The sequence below is a fragment of the Parabacteroides sp. CT06 genome, assembly GCF_002257605.1.
Lineage (GTDB): Bacteria > Bacteroidota > Bacteroidia > Bacteroidales > Tannerellaceae > Parabacteroides > Parabacteroides distasonis.
Map to the genome: position 1 here is coordinate 2,607,045 of NZ_CP022754.1, position 18,367 is coordinate 2,625,411.

Sequence of the window (18,367 nt, forward strand, 5' to 3'; positions counted from 1 at the left end):
AGGAATAAGGATATGGAAGCACCTGTAATCAATGTGGGAATCATGACCCACAAAGCAATCTCATTTGTTTTTAACGAGGAGTATGTACATACGGAAACCGGCACGTTCACCATAGGCGAGCAACGTGCCCTCTGGGTAAACGGCAAGATCGTGTACAATGGGAAGCTTTATCAGGAGCTATTCTTCGAGCCGACCAGCCCGCAATCCTCTTTCGACTTGAAGGCGGTCACGATCGGCGTGGATTTTCACTGGCAACGACAGGAGGATCAACGCTTCAAGGGAGCGTTGAACCTCGTGGCGACCGATAAAGGTATCGTCACGATCAACCAAGTGGACGTGGAGGAATACCTTACCAGCGTAATCTCCTCGGAGATGAGCGCCAACGCTTCCAAAGAGTTGCTGAAAGCCCATGCCGTGATCTCGCGAAGCTGGCTCTTGGCACAGGTCGAGAAGAATTTCAACTTGAACGGATCGGTTACGCCCTATAAAAGTTGTTACCGCAACAACGAGACCTTGATCCGCTGGTACGACCGGGAGGACCATGATCTGTTCGATGTCTGTGCCGACGACCATTGCCAGCGTTACCAAGGTATTACCCGGGCATCGAACCCGATAGTCAGGGAGGTGATCAAAGAGACACGTGGAGAGGTATTGATGGATAACGATACGATCTGCGACGCCCGCTTCTCGAAATGCTGCGGAGGCGTGACCGAGAAATTCGAGAATTGCTGGGAACCGGTTCCCCACTCCTATCTTACCGCCTTGAGGGATGACGAGGTTCCCTCCTATCCCGACTTGACGGACGAGCGGGAAGCGGAACAATGGATACGTACCTCACCCGAAGCCTTCTGTAATACAACGGACAAGGAGATCCTTAGCCAAGTGCTAAACAACTACGATCAAGAGACCTCGGATTTCTACCGTTGGAAAGTAGAATACACGCAAGAGGAACTATCGGGTTTGATCCACCGGAAAACGGGTATGGATTTCGGGCCGATCATCGATCTCATACCGTTGGAAAGAGGTTCGTCCGGACGTATCACGAAACTCAAGATCGTAGGGGTACGCCGTTCGTTCACCATCGGCAAAGAGCTTGAGATACGCCGGACATTATCCGAGACGCATCTATACAGCTCGGCCTTTGTTGTCGATAAGAAGGATATCCGCCTTGATATCCCCTCCCGCTTCATCTTGACAGGAGCCGGATGGGGACATGGCGTAGGGCTTTGCCAGATCGGAGCCGCCGTGATGGGAGCCAAAGGATATTCGTACCGGAAAATCCTCACGCATTATTTCCCCGGAGCCTCTATTGAGAAAAGGTATTAAACAAGGGTGTCCAGATTTTGGACACCCTTGTCCAATTATTGGACACTCATAAACAATCGTACGCCACTCACCCCTCTGTTTTTCAACCACATAAACACAATGGCACGGTATTTGATTTTATCTTACCAGAAAATAATACAATAACAATATGAAAAACATCGGGATCGCAATTCGCTCCCTTTTTAAGAGAGGGCAACACAATGTAATGAAGATTATCTCCTTGGGTATAGGACTGACCATCGGCTTGGTGCTGATCGCTAAAGTCCACTTCGAGAACACCTACGATAACTTCTATCCGAACGGAGACCGGATCTATCGAGTATATGAGAAATTTTTCATGAACGGGGAAGTGGGCGACCACGGGCAAACGCCCGCCGGAGTAATCCCCCTCTTGAAACAAGAGACACCAGAGATCGAGGCCGCCACACGCTATACGTACTTCCGGGGAAACTCCCCTTTTACGATGTCCGACAACAAGCATCGGCTCAAAGCGACCTTCATCCTAGCGGACAGTTGTCTTTTCGACGTATTGCCCCGCCCCATGCTCATCGGAGACCCTAAGCAAGTTCTCTCCCAACCCATGTACGTGCTCGTATCCGACGAGATCGCCGAACGTATCGGCGGTAACGTGATGGGAAAACGCTTCGAGATTGACGACGCACCGGGACAAGCCCTCACGATAGGCGGCGTATTCAAGAAACTACCGGACAACACCGAACAGAGTTATGACATTATCGTATCCCTTTCCTCCATCAGCAAGTTCATGTGGGACGGAACCCATATGTTAACCGGAAACGACCGTTACCAAAGTTTCGTCAAGGTATCGCCGGGTACGACAGAGGCCCAATTGGAAGCGGGAATGAGACAGATGATCGACAAGCATTTCCCCGTAAACGACCTTAAGAAAGCCGGCGTGGAACTGACCTTCACCTTCCACAAACTACTCAACGTACATATGGAGGACGATATGGCCAAACGTATGGCCTTGATCCTCTCGTTCATCGCCTTCGTATTGATCTTCACCGCCGTAATGAACTATATATTGATCGTGATCTCCTCCATCGTGAACCGCACGAAAGAGATGGCCGTACGCAAATGTTACGGGGCGAGCGGTAAGGATATCCAAGGTATGGCGTTGTCCGAGGTAGGGACCCACGTCACCGTCGCGCTAGCGCTGGTCGTACTTTTGATCCTAGGATTTCAAGGAATTATAAAGGAGCTGATCGGCACGGGAGTCCGATCGTTATTCCTATCCACGGGTATGTGGGCGATATGCCTCACGGTCATAGTCGTACTGATCTCTACGGGCATAGCTACCGGCTGGTTCTTAGGACGCATTCCTGTAGCGGCTGTTTTCCGGAGCATCCGTGAGGCACGCCGCCTTTGGAAATTGGGACTCTTGTTCTTCCAGTTCACGGCAATCAGCTTCCTCGCCTCCTTATTGCTAGTGGTAGGCAAGCAATACGACCATATGGTGAATGATCATCCGGGATACAATCCCGAGAATCTTGCCTATGTGTATATCGGTGCCGTAGACTCCACGGGGCGTGCCAAACTGATCGAGGAAACCCAGAGATTGCCCGAGGTAGACGCCATCACGACTTGCTATAACCTTCCTTTCTGGGGAGCCTCGGGCAATAACGTCTATCTTCCGGGAGACGACCGGGAACTATTCAACATCGCCGACCTCTACGACGTAGGAAACGATTACCTGAACGTATTGGAAATCCCGATCGTAGAAGGACAGTACTTCACCGAGAATACCACCTCCTCGCAAGAGATACTGGTGAGCCGCAATTTCATTGAATACATGAAACCTTTCGCCGACTGGAAGGATGGAGCCGTGGGCAAGACGGTACAAATAACCGGACACGATACCAAGTCCGAGTCGATGCCTCTCTTCACGATCCGGGGCGTATTCGAGGATTTCCGCCTAGGTTCCATAGCGGGAGAAGATCCGCGAGCCAAGATCATGTTCTATACGAAAGGGGCGGCCCAACATATGGTCATTCGGTACCATAGCCTTTCTTCCGAGGCCCTACGCAAGACACAGGATCTAATGGGGCAACTCATCCCGGATAAAGAACTCAACGTGATCTCCTTCAAGAGCGAGATGCTGGAAGGATACACCTCCTCCCGGAAATTCCGTGATTCCGTCATGATCGGTGGCATCGTCACCTTGCTGATCGTCTTCATCGGATTGATCGGATACACGAACGACGAGGTGAACCGTCGCCGGAAAGAAATGGCGATCCGTAAGATTAACGGAGCCACGGTAAAAGACATACTCCATATTTTCTTGAAAGATATCATCACCATAGCATTGCCGGCCATCTTACTTGGTTGCGGTATCGCTTTCTATATCTCCCAAAAATGGCAAGAACAATTCTCGGAAAAGATCCAGCTATCCTGGTATCTATTCGTGGGAGGAGGCGTATTGGTACTCACCGTCATACTGGCGGTTTCCGGATATAACGTATTCCGTACCACCCACGACAATCCCGTAAACAACCTCAAGTCCGAATAAATCAAAAGGGCCGCATCTTATCCGGACGGCGGCCCTTTGACTTAATGTTTACCTATTTCCCGGTTATGATGAACAACCGGTTCGCTTTCACTCTCACGAGCTATTACTATGACACAAAGGTAGGACGAAGGTTTAAAACGATCAAAAAGAATTCGACGAATCGGGCGTTTTCCTCGGTGAATCTCGTTATTTTTCCTACTTTTGTCCCTATTAATACATACAACCATGGGACTGAAAAAACAATTCGTATCAGCGATTTTGCTAGGCAGCGCACTAACCGCTCCCCTATTCGCACAAGATATCGCCACCCCGTCCAGCTCGATAGACACTTTAGCCATTTTCTCATTCAACGATTTTCATGGGGCTTTCGCCTCCGACGGGATCACGCCGGGAGCCGCCCGGTTGGTACAAATGACACAAAACGAGAAACAACGCTATCCGCATTCCATCGTTGTCTCAGGCGGAGATAATTTCAGCGGAAGCTATTTCTCCAAGATCACGAAAGGCGAGCCTATCAAAGAAATGTACGAGGCGATGGACGTGGAAATGTCCGCCATCGGTAACCACGAGTTCGACTGGGGACTTTCTTATCTAGTGGACACCGCCGCCTTGAATATCCCCCATGTGGCCGCCAATATCACCGAAGAGAAGAGATATACTCACCCCAACTGGTTGAGTCCCTACCGTATCGTAGAGCGTAAGTTGAAAGATGGCTCCTCCCTGCGCATAGCCTTCATCGGACTGACCACGACGGACACCTACGTCAAGACCAAGCCGGAGAACCTGAAAGGGCTTCAGTTCACGCATCCGCTGGGAGCGGTGTGCATACAAACCGTCTACCAGTTAAAGAAAGAGGACCAGATCGATATGATTATCCTCTTGATGCACATCGGCACGGATATGAAAATGCCTTACCGCATCACCGAGGAGAACGCCCAAGGACTGCCGTTCATCGATAAGGTAGACGCCATCATATCCGCCCACTCGCATGAGCTGGTGCTCGATAAGATCAATAACATTCCCATCATCCAAGCCGGCGTAAACGGTACCCATATCGGGAAACTGCTGTTCCAGATACAGGATTTCAACGGACACCGGGATATCTCTTTCATCCAAGGGGATACCGTGCGTGTAGCCTGCGAGGAGAACCCGGAGATGCGAGAGGCCGTGGAGAAGATCATGGATAAATATCGGCTGAACGAGAAACTTGCCACGGCAAAAGAGGCCTTGATCCACGACCGTACCATCAATAAGTTCGACTATACGCCTATCGGGGCGTTGGTCACGGCCGCTTACGCCCAGCGTTTCCAAAAAGAGATGCCCGCTTACAAGGATCAGCCGGTGATCGGCGTAAACCATTACGGAGGTATACGTGCGGCCCTCCCGAAAGGAGATATCACCCGACTGCGTGCCGGCAACATCTTGCCTTTCGGCTCCGCTATCGTTGCCTATCGTTTCGACGGCAAGCGGTTGAAGAAGCTATTGGAGGATGGACGGAAGAATCCGAACGGTTTCCTTCAATCCTCCGACCTCACGCTTACCCTAAGCGGAAATAAGATCGAGAAAATAGTCTATACGAGAGACGGGCAAAAGACCGAGATCGAGGACAATACCCCTTGCGTGGTGACCCTAGACGCTTTCATCACCGATGGCGGAGACGGGTACGACGCCTCTTTATTCAAGGGCTACGAGATCCCGGAATTCGATAATTTAGGTATCATATCGACCGACGCTTTCATGGACTACCTAAAGGGCATCAAGAAACCCATCACGGTAGAATCCACGCATATGCCCGTTATTTCAAAGTAAAGCCGTATCTTTGTGGAGAAAAAGAAAGAAGTTAGCAATACATGAACAGCTATATCATCCTTTTTATTATCGCTGCCTATTTCACCGTCTTGCTGCTGATAGCATGGATCACGGGGCGTAATAACAGCAACGAGGCATTCTTCCTCGGGGACAGGAAATCACCTTGGTATATCGTCTCTATCGGCATGGTAGGGACATCCTTATCGGGGGTGACGTTCGTATCGGTACCCGGCATGGTGCGGGCGATCGATATGACGTATATGCAGACTGTATTAGGCTTCTTCGTGGGATATATCATTATAGCCAAGGTATTGCTACCGCTATACTATAAGTTGCAGCTTACCTCCATCTACTCGTATCTGGATGACCGGATCGGGAGAAGGGGGTACAAGACAGGGGCCTCATTCTTCCTGCTCTCGAAGATCGTAGGGGCGGCCGCACGCTTATATCTAGTGGTCTTGATCTTGCAAACCTACGTGTTCAACGCTTGGAACATCCCATTCGCCGTGACCGCTATCCTCAGTATCCTGCTGGTATGGCTATATACGTTCCGGAGCGGTATCAAGACGATCATCTGGACAGATACGTTGCAGGCCCTTTGTCTCGTGGCAATGTTGATCGTGATCATCTGGCAGGTGAAGGACAAGATGGGACTGGATTTCGGGGATATGGCGCAGACCTTGGTGGAAAGCCCTCATTTCCGGATCTTTGAGTTCGGCGATTGGCATAGTACGCAGAACTTCTTCAAGCAGTTCTTCAGCGGTATCTTTATCACGATCGTCATGACCGGGCTGGATCAGGACATGATGCAAAAGAACCTCTCCTGCAAGAGCTTGAAGGATGCCCAGAAAAACATGTACACATATGGCTTCGCCTTCACGCCGGTCAACTTCTTGTTTCTCGCACTGGGGGTACTGCTACTGACATTGGCGGCACAGCAGAACATCCAGTTGCCAACCCTCAACGACGATATCCTCCCGATGTTTTGTACCTCGGGGATCTTGGGCGGGAGTATCTTGATCTTCTTTACGATCGGTATCATAGCGGCGGCTTTCAGTAGCGCCGACTCGGCGTTGACAGCGCTCACCACCTCTTTTTGCGTGGATATCCTCGGCGTGCAGAGAGAGGAAGCGAAAAGGGCGAAACGTACCCGCCTAAAGGTACACGTGATGATATCCGTCTTGTTCGTCTTGATCATCTTGGCGTTCAAGGCCGTAAATAACCGAAGCGTTATCGACGCGATCTACATGATAGCGTCGTACACGTATGGTCCTCTATTGGGGCTGTTTGTTTTCGGGCTTTTCACGAAGCGGAAACCCCGTGACAAATACGTGCCCTATATCTGTATAGCCTCCCCGTTGATTTGCCTTGCCACGGATTTCTTAGTGAAACAATACGTAGGCTATACGTTCGGCTACGAGATGCTTATGGTAAACGGAGGCATCACGTTCGCCGGGCTGTGGCTTTCGGCAATTGAAAATGGAAATTTGAAAATTGAGAATTAAACCTAGCCATTATTCAATACTCATTATTCATTAATTTATATTTTATGGAAATTAAAAGCGCAGAATTTGTTATCAGCAACACAGACGTAAGGAAATGCCCCGAGGGTAATAAGCCGGAGTATGCCTTCATCGGACGAAGTAATGTAGGCAAATCCTCCTTGATCAATATGCTTACCAACAAGAAGGGCTTGGCGATGACTTCGCAAACACCGGGTAAGACTTTACTTATCAATCATTTTCTTATCAATAACGAGTGGTATCTGGTAGATCTTCCGGGGTATGGCTTCGCCCAACGAGGCAAGGAGAACCGGGAGCAATTGAAACGTATCATCGAGAACTATATCCTCGATCGAGAGCAACTGACCAACCTATTTGTCCTTTTGGACTGCCGTCACGAGGCGCAAAAGATCGATCTGGAGTTTATGGAATGGCTGGGTGAGAGCGGGGTTCCTTTCTCTATCATCTTCACGAAGATCGACAAGATCAGCAAGGGACGCTTGAAAGAGAACCTAAAAGTCTATACGGATAAATTACTGGAGACTTGGGAAGAGCTTCCTCCGATCTTCCTCTCTTCCTCGGAGAAGAAAGAGGGACGGGATGAGATTCTGGACTATATCGAGTCTATCAACAATAGCTTGAATAATTGAAAATTAGTTGAGTTGATATGGGATTAGCTTCGGTTCTTCTGGTTTTATCTCCGTTTACGCAGATCAATACGCCTTATCCTTCCACGGCTTACCTAAAAGGTTATCTGAAAGCAAAGGGTGTGCGAGCCGGGCAGGCGGATCTGGGTATCGAGACGATCTTGGCTTTGTTTTCCACGCAGGGTCTCGGGGAACTGTTCGCCGAGATCGAGCGGCGGAAAGGTAAATATCCGGCTAAAGTCCGGGGGTTGCTGGCTAATAAGCAACGGTATATCGACACGATAGCCGCCGTCGTCGCTTTCCTTCAGGGAAAGAACGATCCTCTCGCTTATCGCATCTGTAACCAAGATTACCTTCCCGAAAGCGACCGCGGGAGCCAAAACGAGGAGGAGCTGGAATGGGCGTTCGGCACTTCGGGATTACGGGATAAGGCCCGTTATCTGGCGACCTTGTATCTGGAGGATCTCTGCGACTTGATCCGGGAAACGATCGACCCGGATTTCGGTTTCAGCCGATATGCCGAGCATCTAGGCCGCTGCGCCTCCTCCTTCGACGAGATCGAGGAAGCCCTCCAAAAGCCTTTCAGCTTTATCGATCGCATGACGCAGCCGCTATTAGAAAAGCACATAGCCGAGAGCAAGCCCAAGGCGATCGCTTTCAGCGTACCTTTCCCGGGGAATTTATTCAGTACCCTCCGGCTCGCCCAATGGCTACGGCAGGCACATCCCGATATCCCGATCCTTATGGGAGGTGGTTTCGTGAATACGGAACTTCGCTCCATCACGGATACACGCTTCTTCAAATACATCGATTACCTCTTGCTAGATGATGGAGAGGACCCACTCTTCCAAGTGTTACGCTATCTGGACGGGGCGATCCAAAAAGAGGAACTGGTACGCACCTTCTCCTTGGACGAGAACGGTAGCCGGGTCGTTTATCAAGATAATCCCGCTTACCCCGCTTGCCGGCAAAGCGAGACCGGATTCCCGGATTACGAGGGCTTGCCGCTGGACAAATACATCTCCGTCATGGAAATGGCCAACCCGATGCACAAGCTTTGGAGCGATGGTCGCTGGAATAAACTGACCTTGGCGCACGGTTGCTACTGGGGGAAATGCGCCTTCTGTGACGGCTCATTGGATTACATCAAACGATATGAGCCGAATACAGCCAAGACTTTGGTAGACCGTATGGAGCGCTTGATCGAGCAAACCGGCGAGATCGGCTTCCATTTCGTGGACGAGGCCGCTCCACCCGCCTTGCTACGGGAAATGGCGCAGGAGATTATCCGCCGTGGGATAACCGTCGTGTGGTGGGGAAATATTCGTTTTGAGAAAAGCTATACTGAGGAACTATGCGACCTTCTTCAACGAAGTGGCTGCATCGCCGTGTCGGGAGGTCTGGAAGTAGCCTCTCCCCGACTCCTCAAGCTGATAAATAAAGGGGTGACAGTGGCTCAAGTGGCACGGGTCGCCAACAACTTTACCGGGGCAGGCATCATGGTCCATGCCTATTTGATGTATGGTTTCCCGACCCAAACCGCTCAAGAAACCATAGATTCCTTAGAAACGGTCCGGCAAATATTTGAGCTTGGGCTGATTCAATCCGGATTTTGGCATCGTTTCGCCATGACAGCGCATAGCCCTGTGGGGTTGCACCCCGCCGAGTACAGTTGCCGTGTCACGGAGCCTCCCTTTGGCGGATTCGCCCGTAATGACGTACAGTTCGAGGCGCTATCCGGCTGCGATCCGGAGCTTTTCAGCGAGGGGCTTCGCGTTTCCCTCTACAATTACATGAATGGAACAGGCTTCGACTTGCCCTTGCATAAATGGTTCGGCGGCATGAAAGTACCACGCACCACCCTGCCGCCGAATTATATAGAGAGGATAGTGGAGGAATAGCCCCGTAGAGGCTCGCCGGAGGATTGGAAACGGGTTGGAACTCTGCGGCGATCTCCGCCGGGCATCTTGAGTTCCCTTCCGATCCTCCGGCGCCCCCCGCCGGGCATCCCAAGAGTCTTCCACATCCCCCGGCGATAGCCGCCGGATGCTTCAAAGTCCTTCCAACTCCCTCGGCAAGGCTCGCCGAGTATTTAATAACTGATCTTGCACCCCACGAAATAACTTCTAGGAATTCCCGGGCCATAGATATACCCGGCATCCCGATGCGCTCCCTTGTCGAAATCATCTTGATAGGAGTCGAAGATATTCTGTATTCCGGCGTTCACCTGCAAGGTTGCGGACTTGAAGATCGGGAAGTCGTAAGACAGCTTCAGGTTCAAGTCGAAGAAATCACGAGTCTTCTCCTCACGATCCTCGGGAATGTAACCCGCCAAGTGCTGCACCAACATGCTGCCCGTATAGGTTCCCGTCAATGAGGCGGAGAAACGTTTCACGGGCGTGAAGGTAGAGGTGAAATAGCCATATACGTCCGGAGAGCGGAACATCTTCTTCTGCGGGGTGATATTCGGGTTCTCGCTCCATTGCTCTGCCTCCTTGTAGCGGCTCCGTTGCAAAGTAGCGCCCGCCTGTATCTGCATCCAAGAATAGGCCATCTTACCCTCCAGATTGATACCCATCACACGGGCACCCTTTCCATTACGGCGTTCCATCAGCAGGTTATTGTCCTCGTCACGGCCGATCTCCTCCAAGATAAACACGTTCCGTAAATCCGTATAGAAACCTTCCACTAAGAAATTCACTTGAACCGGGCCGAAGCGATGATAAAAATCCACGGAAGCGCTCACGCTCTGCGAATTCTCCTCCTTCAAGTCCGGAGAGATCTGGATGATCGCCACGTCGCCCCCCACGGCGGTGATATGCAAATCCTCGTCGAACGCTTGAGGGGCCCGGAAACCGCTGGAGTACGACATACGCAGGTTGATATCCTTCGTCGGATTGAAGCGCACGTTCGCACGAGGGCTAAAGATCACATGATCCATCATGTTATGCTTATCCAAACGGCCACCGATCAAGAAACTCCAACGGTCATTCTTCCACTCGTTCTGGGCGAAGGCGCTACCGATATGCACGGTCTGGGCGATCGTACGGTGATAGCCAAGCATCTCGTCTTGCAGATCATCGTAGCTATATTCGGCGCCTCCCGTAAAGGTAGCGGGCATAAAAAGGCATTTATCCCATTCGTAGGAATATTGGGCGCCACCGATAAAGGTCATGTCCGTCGTGTTACCATAGGCGTTCGGATCTTTTCCGGCACCGTAATAACTCTGGCGTTTCGTATGCTGGGCGGAGGTATACACATTCAGCCGATGATGGTAGTCGCGAGAGAAAAGATCGAATTTCAGGCCTCCCCCGTTGATCTGGTGGTCGGTCTGCTCGGTGATATCCGTCTCGTGAGGCGGAAGATCCAATAAATTACCACCTCGCCGGAACTCGCTGATGTTATGGTACTCGAAAGTCAGCTTGGAATAATTGCTGGTCTTCAAGTAGGAACGGAATCCGAGGGTCTTCGCCTCCAGCTTACCCAGCTCCGAGTAGCCATCGCCATCATGGTCGTAAGAGGCACGGTGGCGGCCCTGCCCAAAGAGGTAGATACCCGCCTTATGATCGTCCGTCACCAACGAGGCGTTCACGGTCGTATTATTATCCGGACGGCTTCCCCCGATCATCGTCAACGAATGGGCAATCTGGGCAGAGTTGCGCATCGGTTCCTTCGTGATGATATTGATCGTACCGGCGATAGCGGACGAGCCGAACAAGGCCGAGCCTCCTCCGCGCATCACCTCTACCCGCTCGATCATATTTGCCGGGATCTGCTCCAAGCCATATACGCCGGTCAGGGCGCTGAAGATCGGCCGGCTATCCACCAAGATCTGGGTATAAGGGCCTTCCAGACCATTGATACGTACTTGTTGGAAACCGCAATTCTGGCAGTTATTCTCCACACGCACGCCGGGCTGGAAGTTCAGACCGTCGGCCAAGGAAGTGGCGTGCGTAGTCTCGAACACCTTGGAGTCGAGTACATTTACCAAAGAAGGAGCCAGACGGCGGGTCGTCTCGTTACGGTTTGCCGATACGACGACACCGTCCAAGGAGACAGCGTCTTCCTCGGCATTGAAATTGATCTCCAATGTCTTCCCTTTCTTAAGGGTCACCGTCTTCTCCTCGGTTTTATATCCGATAGACTTCATGACCAAGGTGTATTTTCCCTCGGGAAGATTCTTCATATAGTAATGACCGGTAGCGTCGGTGGTCGTACCGATCGTCGTACCGTGGAGGTAGACATTGATAAAAGAGAGATGCTCTCCTGTTTTCTTATCGAGGATATGGCCTACGATATTAGCGTCGGAAGGATTCAGGGAGGTATGATCGTCTCCCTCTGCCCACGCTGATGTAAAGACACAGCACAGGCATAGTATAAGTGTAATGAACTTATTCATTGCTTGATTAATAGTTGTTTGAATATTAATGATTACGAATTGCCGAGGAGACGGGCATGCCCCGTCTCTACAAACGGATATTGATTTCTGGATATGTAATCAAACAACTGGGGGAGCCCGCAGGTATCGCAGTCCCTCAACGGAAGTGACATGATCCGGATAGACCGGAGACTCAGAGAGATTAGATATTTTTAAAGAATAGAATTGTAAACGTAACAGGTGAATCGCCCCGTCCATCACGTGAATAGATGAGAGCATATGAAACAACTGTATCTCCGCCAAAGAGGTATGATGATGGCAAGTACCGTCCGCCGTCTTCTTGAAAGGGTGCGCATGCACGATGGTCGTACCATGCTCCACATGGACGTGCGTAAAAAGCGAGACACTGCTATAATACGCAATAAAAAGTACCGGCAGCAACCACTTTATATATTTAACCATCGTTTCCCTCACCCTGTATCATCGTTATTTCGTGGGCAAAGATACTACAATTTTTTTAATTGCTTTGTTTTATATATTTTTGCGCTTCTAAAGCAAAAAAGAAACTCTTATGAATTGGTTACTTGAGACGCTTACAGAACCCTCGATGATACAGGCCGTGGCCGTCATTTCTATCGTGGCGGCGGTTGGTGTGTATTTAGGGCGGCTAAAGATATTCGGCATTTCATTAGGCATCACTTTTGTATTCTTCGCCGGTATTATGGCAGGGCATCTGGGCATTACCGTAAATAAGGACATGCTGAACTTCGCTCAGAACTTCGGGCTTATCGTTTTCGTATATACCTTGGGATTGCAGGTAGGTCCCGGTTTCTTCTCTTCCCTAAAAAAAGGCGGGGTGGAAATGAATACGATGGGATTAGGGGTGATCGCTTTAGGACTGATTTTGACGTTGGTGTTTCATTGGATAACAGGAATTTCCGTCCCCGTTATGGTAGGGTTGCTATCCGGTGCCGTAACGAATACCCCGGCCCTAGGTGCCGCCCAGCAAGCGCTCTTACAAATGGATCCGGAAAATACGAGGAACGTAACGGATATGGCTCTGGCCTGTGCCGTAGCTTATCCATTAGGTGTCGTAGGCGTAATTCTCGCTATTATCATCTTGAGGTCCTTATTCGCAAAAAAGACACAGAGCACGCATAAGGAGCAAGACACGACAACAAACGTAGCGGAATTTCAGGTATTAAACCCCTCTATTTACAATAAGAGCATCCAGCAAGTCATGAAATTGACAGAGAAACATTTCGTGATCTCCCGCCTCTGGAGGAACGGAAAGGTGACGATCCCTACCTCTGAAACCATCTTAAAGGAAAAAGACCATTTGCTTATCATATCCGTAAAGGCGGATGTCGAATCCATCAAGGTACTTTTCGGAGAACAAGAGACTACGGACTGGAATAAGGAAGATATTGACTGGAACGCTATCGACAGCCAATTGATCTCCCGCCGTATCGTCGTAACCCGCAACCGGGTAAACGGGGTAAAGCTAGGCTCGCTCCGGCTCCGCAACCTATACGGGATCAACATCACCCGGGTAAACCGTGCGGGTATCGATCTGGTGGCCTCCCGTGACCTCCGTCTACAGATTGGGGATAAACTAACGATCGTAGGCGAGGCCAATTCCGTGAATAACGTGGGTAAGATATTGGGAGACGAGCTGAAACGGCTGGATAACCCGAACCTGCTTGCCATATTCGTAGGACTTACGCTGGGCGTATTAATCGGGGCGATCCCAATCGCCATACCGGGAATGAGTACCCCCATCAAGCTGGGTATCGCCGGAGGACCGATCATCGTTGGAATCTTGATGGGTGCGTTCGGCCCCCGTTTCCACCTAACGACTTATACCACCCAGAGCGCAAACCTGATGATGCGGCAGTTCGGTATAGTGATCTATCTGGCGGGACTGGGAATCGACTCCGGAGCTCATTTCTTCGAGACCGTCTTCCGTGCCGAGGGATTGTTATGGATCGGTCTCGGTTTCCTATTGACGATCGTACCGGTCTTGATCGTCGGGTTCATCGCCTCGCAATTCTTCAAGTTAGATTACGCCCACAACATAGGTATGCTATGCGGAAGCATGGCCAATCCGATGGCCTTGAGTTATGCCAATACGACCGTCGAGGGTGACGAGCCTTCCGTATCTTACGCTACGGTTTACCCGTTATCCATGTTCATCCGGGTGATTTCTGCCCAATTATTGATCATGTTATTCACTTGACCGCTTAAAAAGTCTAACATTCGACCTGTTTTTTGTTTCACTTACCTTATCTTTGCAAGACATTTGAAACAATACTTTGATGAATGAATGAAACTATACTCAATGGGCTACTAAACTTGTTCGCTATATTTGCGTCCTTGGCAAAAATAGAAAGTGATCAAGCACGTCAAGCTGTCAATTCTTACTTAACCAGTCACTTTGGTATCCGCTCCCATAAAGAATATATGGAGCTATTTGAAGAGATACAAAGTGTTTACGATGACCCGGAGTTCGACATCGATAGAGAAAGCGTTATTATTAACGTATGCAACCAGCTCAAGCCCAAATTGATCGCAGAAGACCAACTATTGCTTCTTCTCCGTTTCATGGAGTTCGCCCATGGCAACAATGAAGGATTGAACGAGAACTTAGCCATTTTCCATAAGATCGCTACGATATTCAATATCGATACGGATACCTTCGACAACCTATACGCCTTTGTAGTCGGTAAAAAATCCCCCTCCATACTTACGATCAACGCTGATGATAGCGATAAAGACGTCAACCATATCTACAGAAGGGGGTTGGAGGGCGAGATACGGGTGTTGAGACTGACCCGGTTCGACCGAATGGTCTTTATCTACCAAGGCAGCGGACGGGTATTCATGAACGATATCCCGCTTACTTCCGGTATCTTCTATGGCTGGCAACGCAGCAGCGTAATCAAAAGCCCACTATTCTTGCCGGTTTATTATAGTGATGTCCTCGATGTATTCAATCAGAATGAGCATAAGGAACGTATTTTATTAACCGGGAGGGATATCGAGTTCAGCTTCAAGAATAGCGAGAACGGTATGCACAATTTCTCTTTCAACCTTGAATCTGGCCAGTTGGTAGCCATCATGGGAGGAAGCGGCGTTGGTAAGTCGACCTTGTTAAGCATCTTAAATGGGAATATTATCCCCGGAGAGGGAAATGTATGCCTGAACGGACATCCGCTGAGTGATCCGGAATGCAAGCAATTGATCGGTTTCGTGCCTCAGGATGACTTGCTGATCGAGGAGCTGACCGTATTCCAAAATCTATGGTATACCGCCCGCCTTTGTTTCGCCAACCTGACCAAAAAGGAGATCGAGGATCGTGTCAATACGATACTGGAGGATTTGGATCTGAGCAAGATCCGGGATTTGGCCGTCGGGTCTCCAATCCGGAAAACGATCAGCGGAGGGCAACGTAAACGTTTAAATATAGCACTGGAACTTATCCGTGAGCCGGCGATCCTTTATTTGGATGAGCCTACCTCCGGCCTCTCGTCCACCGATTCCGAAAAGGTCATCATGCTGTTAAAGGAACAAACACACCGGGGACGGCTCGTGGTTGTCAATATCCACCAACCTTCGTCCGAGATCTATAAACTGTTCGACCGCCTATGGTTATTAGATACCGGCGGTTACCCGATTTACGACGGTAACCCGATCGAGGCGATCACCTATTTCAAACGGATCGCCAATTATACAGATCAAGACATCAGTGTTTGCGGCACCTGCGGAAATATCAATCCGGAACTAATCCTAACCATTATCGACGCAAAAAAGATAGACGATAGCGGAAACCAGACAAACATCCGGAAGATAACTTCAAAAGAATGGCATGAGTTATATGTAGCTTCCCGCCCGAAGTTCCAAGAGGTTAAGCCTACCCCCCTGCCCCCGAATCATCAGCAGAAGCCCTCGATCTGGAAGCAATTCTGTATCTTCTTGGAAAGAAACATAAAGACCAAGCTGACCAATAAGCAGTACTTGTGCATCGCCTTACTGGAGACTCCTTTATTGGCGGTGATCGTGGCCCTGCTCACCCGCTTCGTACCCGATGACGGGTATTCTTTGCTGGCGAACAAAAATCTGGTATCCTACATTTTCATGGCGGTGATTGTCGCTACTTTCACGGGATTAAGTATCAGCGCCGAAGAGATCATCAAGGACCGGACGCTCCTAAAGCGAGAACGATTCTTGCGATTGAGCCGAGGCAGTTATCTCTCGTCAAAGATGTTCTACCTGCTTTGTATCTCAGCGATCCAAAGTTTGCTATTCATAGTGGTAGGAAATTTATTGATAGGCATTGGAAGCGAGATGTTCCTTACTTGGTGGATCACGCTATGGGCAACCTCATTCCTCGCCAACCTGACAGGTTTGGTACTATCGCAATCCCTAAACTCGATCGTAGCGATCTATATAACGATACCGCTGCTTTTAATCCCGCAGATCTTACTTTGCGGCTTAGTTGTCAAGTTCGACGATTTGAGCAGAAGCGCATCCAGCCGGAACATAGTGCCCCTTATCGGTGAGGTTATTCCCTCACGTTGGGCATTCGAGGCGTTGGTTACGGAACAATTCCGGAACAACAGCTACAACCGCCTATTTTTCACGGTCGAGAAAGAAAAGTTCCTAGCGCAATATTACCGGAATGTCCATGCTGACGAGGTGCGCAGCCTCATAAACAGCCTCAACCTGATCCCGGAGAAACGGGAAAAGAACACCCGGACGATCCACAACGAACTGGCCGTACTATCCCGTGCCGCCCGTATCGCCCCCTATACGTCCAAAGAGAGTTACGAGAGCTATATGGATAAAGTAGAAAAAGCCCTGCATACCCGTAGCGATAATTTCACGGCGTTATTAGAGAAAAAACGGAAAGAGGTCATTCAAGAACACGGCTCCGAATGGTTGAACACCTTGAAAAAGGAACATCATAACTCAGCCATCGAGGAGCTGGTACTCAACTCAACCAGTACCCAATTCTATAAGGAGGCCCACAACCGGATCTACCCTAAAATCGGGCAGATTTATCTGGAACCGGACAATAATTGGGGACGTGCGCCTTTCTATAGTCATGAGAAAAAATTCGCCGGTTATACATTTTCTACTTTTACATTTAATTTATTAATGTTAGGAATCTTTGCTTTATTGGTAATTATATCTATCTTCGCAGAGTTTCCCGGCAAGTATTTAAACAAAGGGAGCGATTAATGACAAAATATATAATCTAAAAATAAAGAATAACATGAAAAAGAGTTTTGTTAGCCTGCTAACCATAGCAGCGATTACATTTGGAATGGCATCTTGCAACAGCAGTAAAAAACAAGACGCCGCTGAGCAAAAAGTAGAGGAAGAAGCAGCTATCGCAGGAGAAGTATCTAAAGGTCTGCTTACTGCCGAGTTGAAAGACGAGGTTACTCGTTTCTTGAAAGATATGCCGGATTCGGAGTTGCCTTACAAAGTATCTACCGGCGAGGTTACGATCTCTGTCGCTAATACTGATTTTATGTTGCCGGTCAGCAAGGTTTCCGAATTGAACACACAAGCCCAGAAAGCACGTGCTTGCGGTATCTACTTCGCAGACTTGAACGTATTGAAGGCTATGAAAAAGCCGACTACAGATATCGAGAACGTATTGGTTAAATTGACTACGGATCTGGACATTCCATTCGCTATCGACATCATGAAAGAGTCCGCTCCCGCTAACGCCAGCAAAGAGGAGTTAAGCAAATTCATGAAAAACCAAGAAAACAAATTGATCGACGCTATGATGGAAAATGATAAGGCTGACGTTGAGCTTGAGTTGTTAGGGGGCATGGCTGTAGAATATGCCATTGTATACGCAAATCCGGGCTTGGTTGTTAAAGGCGACGCTATTTCCGCCGGTTTGAGCGAGAATATGGAAAAACGTATCGGTATCATCCAGCAGATCACAGCCGACTTAGCTAAATATTATCCTGACTTGGAGCAATTAGGAACTACAATCGCTCCGTTAAGCGGAATGGTAGCAACCATAAATACGGCTCGTGAGTCAAAAGCTAAGATTGAGGAAATGCGTGCGAATCTATTGAAGTAATATAAACCTCATATCATAAAAAGTGTATGGTGATAACATCATACACTTTTTTATATCCCTTCGGATATC

At 49.4% G+C, this 18,367-nt stretch carries 11 protein-coding genes; 9 read left to right on the forward strand and 2 right to left on the reverse strand.

Annotated elements, in window-relative coordinates; all coding sequences use genetic code 11:
* Window positions 1-12 precede the first annotated feature (12 nt).
* The 6 genes from CI960_RS11400 (at window position 13) to CI960_RS11425 (ending at window position 9,712) form a co-directional block, all read left to right on the forward strand.
* Window positions 13-1,326 carry a SpoIID/LytB domain-containing protein gene (locus tag CI960_RS11400; protein WP_005856209.1) on the forward strand — a complete coding sequence of 438 codons (1,314 nt, stop codon included), beginning with the start codon at window positions 13-15 and terminating at the stop codon, window positions 1,324-1,326.
* A 148-nt stretch (window positions 1,327-1,474) separates the two neighbouring features.
* Window positions 1,475-3,853, forward strand: coding sequence for an FtsX-like permease family protein (locus tag CI960_RS11405; protein WP_005856207.1), 2,379 nt, complete (start codon window positions 1,475-1,477; stop codon window positions 3,851-3,853).
* Window positions 3,854-4,078: 225 nt separating this feature from the next.
* Window positions 4,079-5,662 carry a bifunctional UDP-sugar hydrolase/5'-nucleotidase gene (locus CI960_RS11410; RefSeq protein ID WP_005856204.1) on the forward strand — a complete coding sequence of 528 codons (1,584 nt, stop codon included), beginning with the start codon at window positions 4,079-4,081 and terminating at the stop codon, window positions 5,660-5,662.
* Between the two features lie 41 nt (window positions 5,663-5,703).
* Window positions 5,704-7,167, forward strand: coding sequence for a sodium:solute symporter (locus tag CI960_RS11415; RefSeq protein WP_005856201.1), 1,464 nt, complete (start codon window positions 5,704-5,706; stop codon window positions 7,165-7,167).
* A gap of 44 nt (window positions 7,168-7,211) precedes the next feature.
* A complete protein-coding gene (yihA, locus tag CI960_RS11420) occupies window positions 7,212-7,814 on the forward strand; it encodes a ribosome biogenesis GTP-binding protein YihA/YsxC (RefSeq protein ID WP_005856199.1) in 603 nt (200 codons plus the stop codon).
* A gap of 17 nt (window positions 7,815-7,831) precedes the next feature.
* The gene (locus CI960_RS11425; protein ID WP_094582352.1) at window positions 7,832-9,712 is read left to right on the forward strand and encodes a radical SAM protein; all 1,881 of its coding nucleotides are present in this window, start codon (window positions 7,832-7,834) and stop codon (window positions 9,710-9,712) included.
* 191 nt (window positions 9,713-9,903) lie between these two features.
* Here the strand turns inward: CI960_RS11425 and CI960_RS11430 are convergent, their stop codons facing one another.
* Entirely contained in the window at window positions 9,904-12,210 is a 2,307-nt protein-coding gene (locus tag CI960_RS11430) for a TonB-dependent receptor (protein ID WP_005856196.1), read from the reverse strand.
* A gap of 99 nt (window positions 12,211-12,309) precedes the next feature.
* On the reverse strand, window positions 12,310-12,663 hold the full coding sequence (locus CI960_RS11435; RefSeq protein ID WP_005856195.1) for a hypothetical protein: 354 nt from the start codon (window positions 12,661-12,663) through the stop codon (window positions 12,310-12,312).
* 97 nt (window positions 12,664-12,760) lie between these two features.
* Here CI960_RS11435 and CI960_RS11440 point away from each other — a divergent pair, with 97 nt between their 5' ends.
* From CI960_RS11440 to CI960_RS11450, 3 genes are all read left to right on the forward strand, one after another.
* Window positions 12,761-14,428 carry a putative transporter gene (locus CI960_RS11440; protein ID WP_005856194.1) on the forward strand — a complete coding sequence of 556 codons (1,668 nt, stop codon included), beginning with the start codon at window positions 12,761-12,763 and terminating at the stop codon, window positions 14,426-14,428.
* 83 nt (window positions 14,429-14,511) lie between these two features.
* Complete coding sequence (locus CI960_RS11445) at window positions 14,512-17,433, forward strand: ATP-binding cassette domain-containing protein (RefSeq protein ID WP_005856192.1); 2,922 nt, start codon at window positions 14,512-14,514, stop codon at window positions 17,431-17,433.
* Between the two features lie 34 nt (window positions 17,434-17,467).
* Complete coding sequence (locus tag CI960_RS11450; RefSeq protein ID WP_005856190.1) at window positions 17,468-18,298, forward strand: hypothetical protein; 831 nt, start codon at window positions 17,468-17,470, stop codon at window positions 18,296-18,298.
* Window positions 18,299-18,367: the final 69 nt, after the last annotated feature.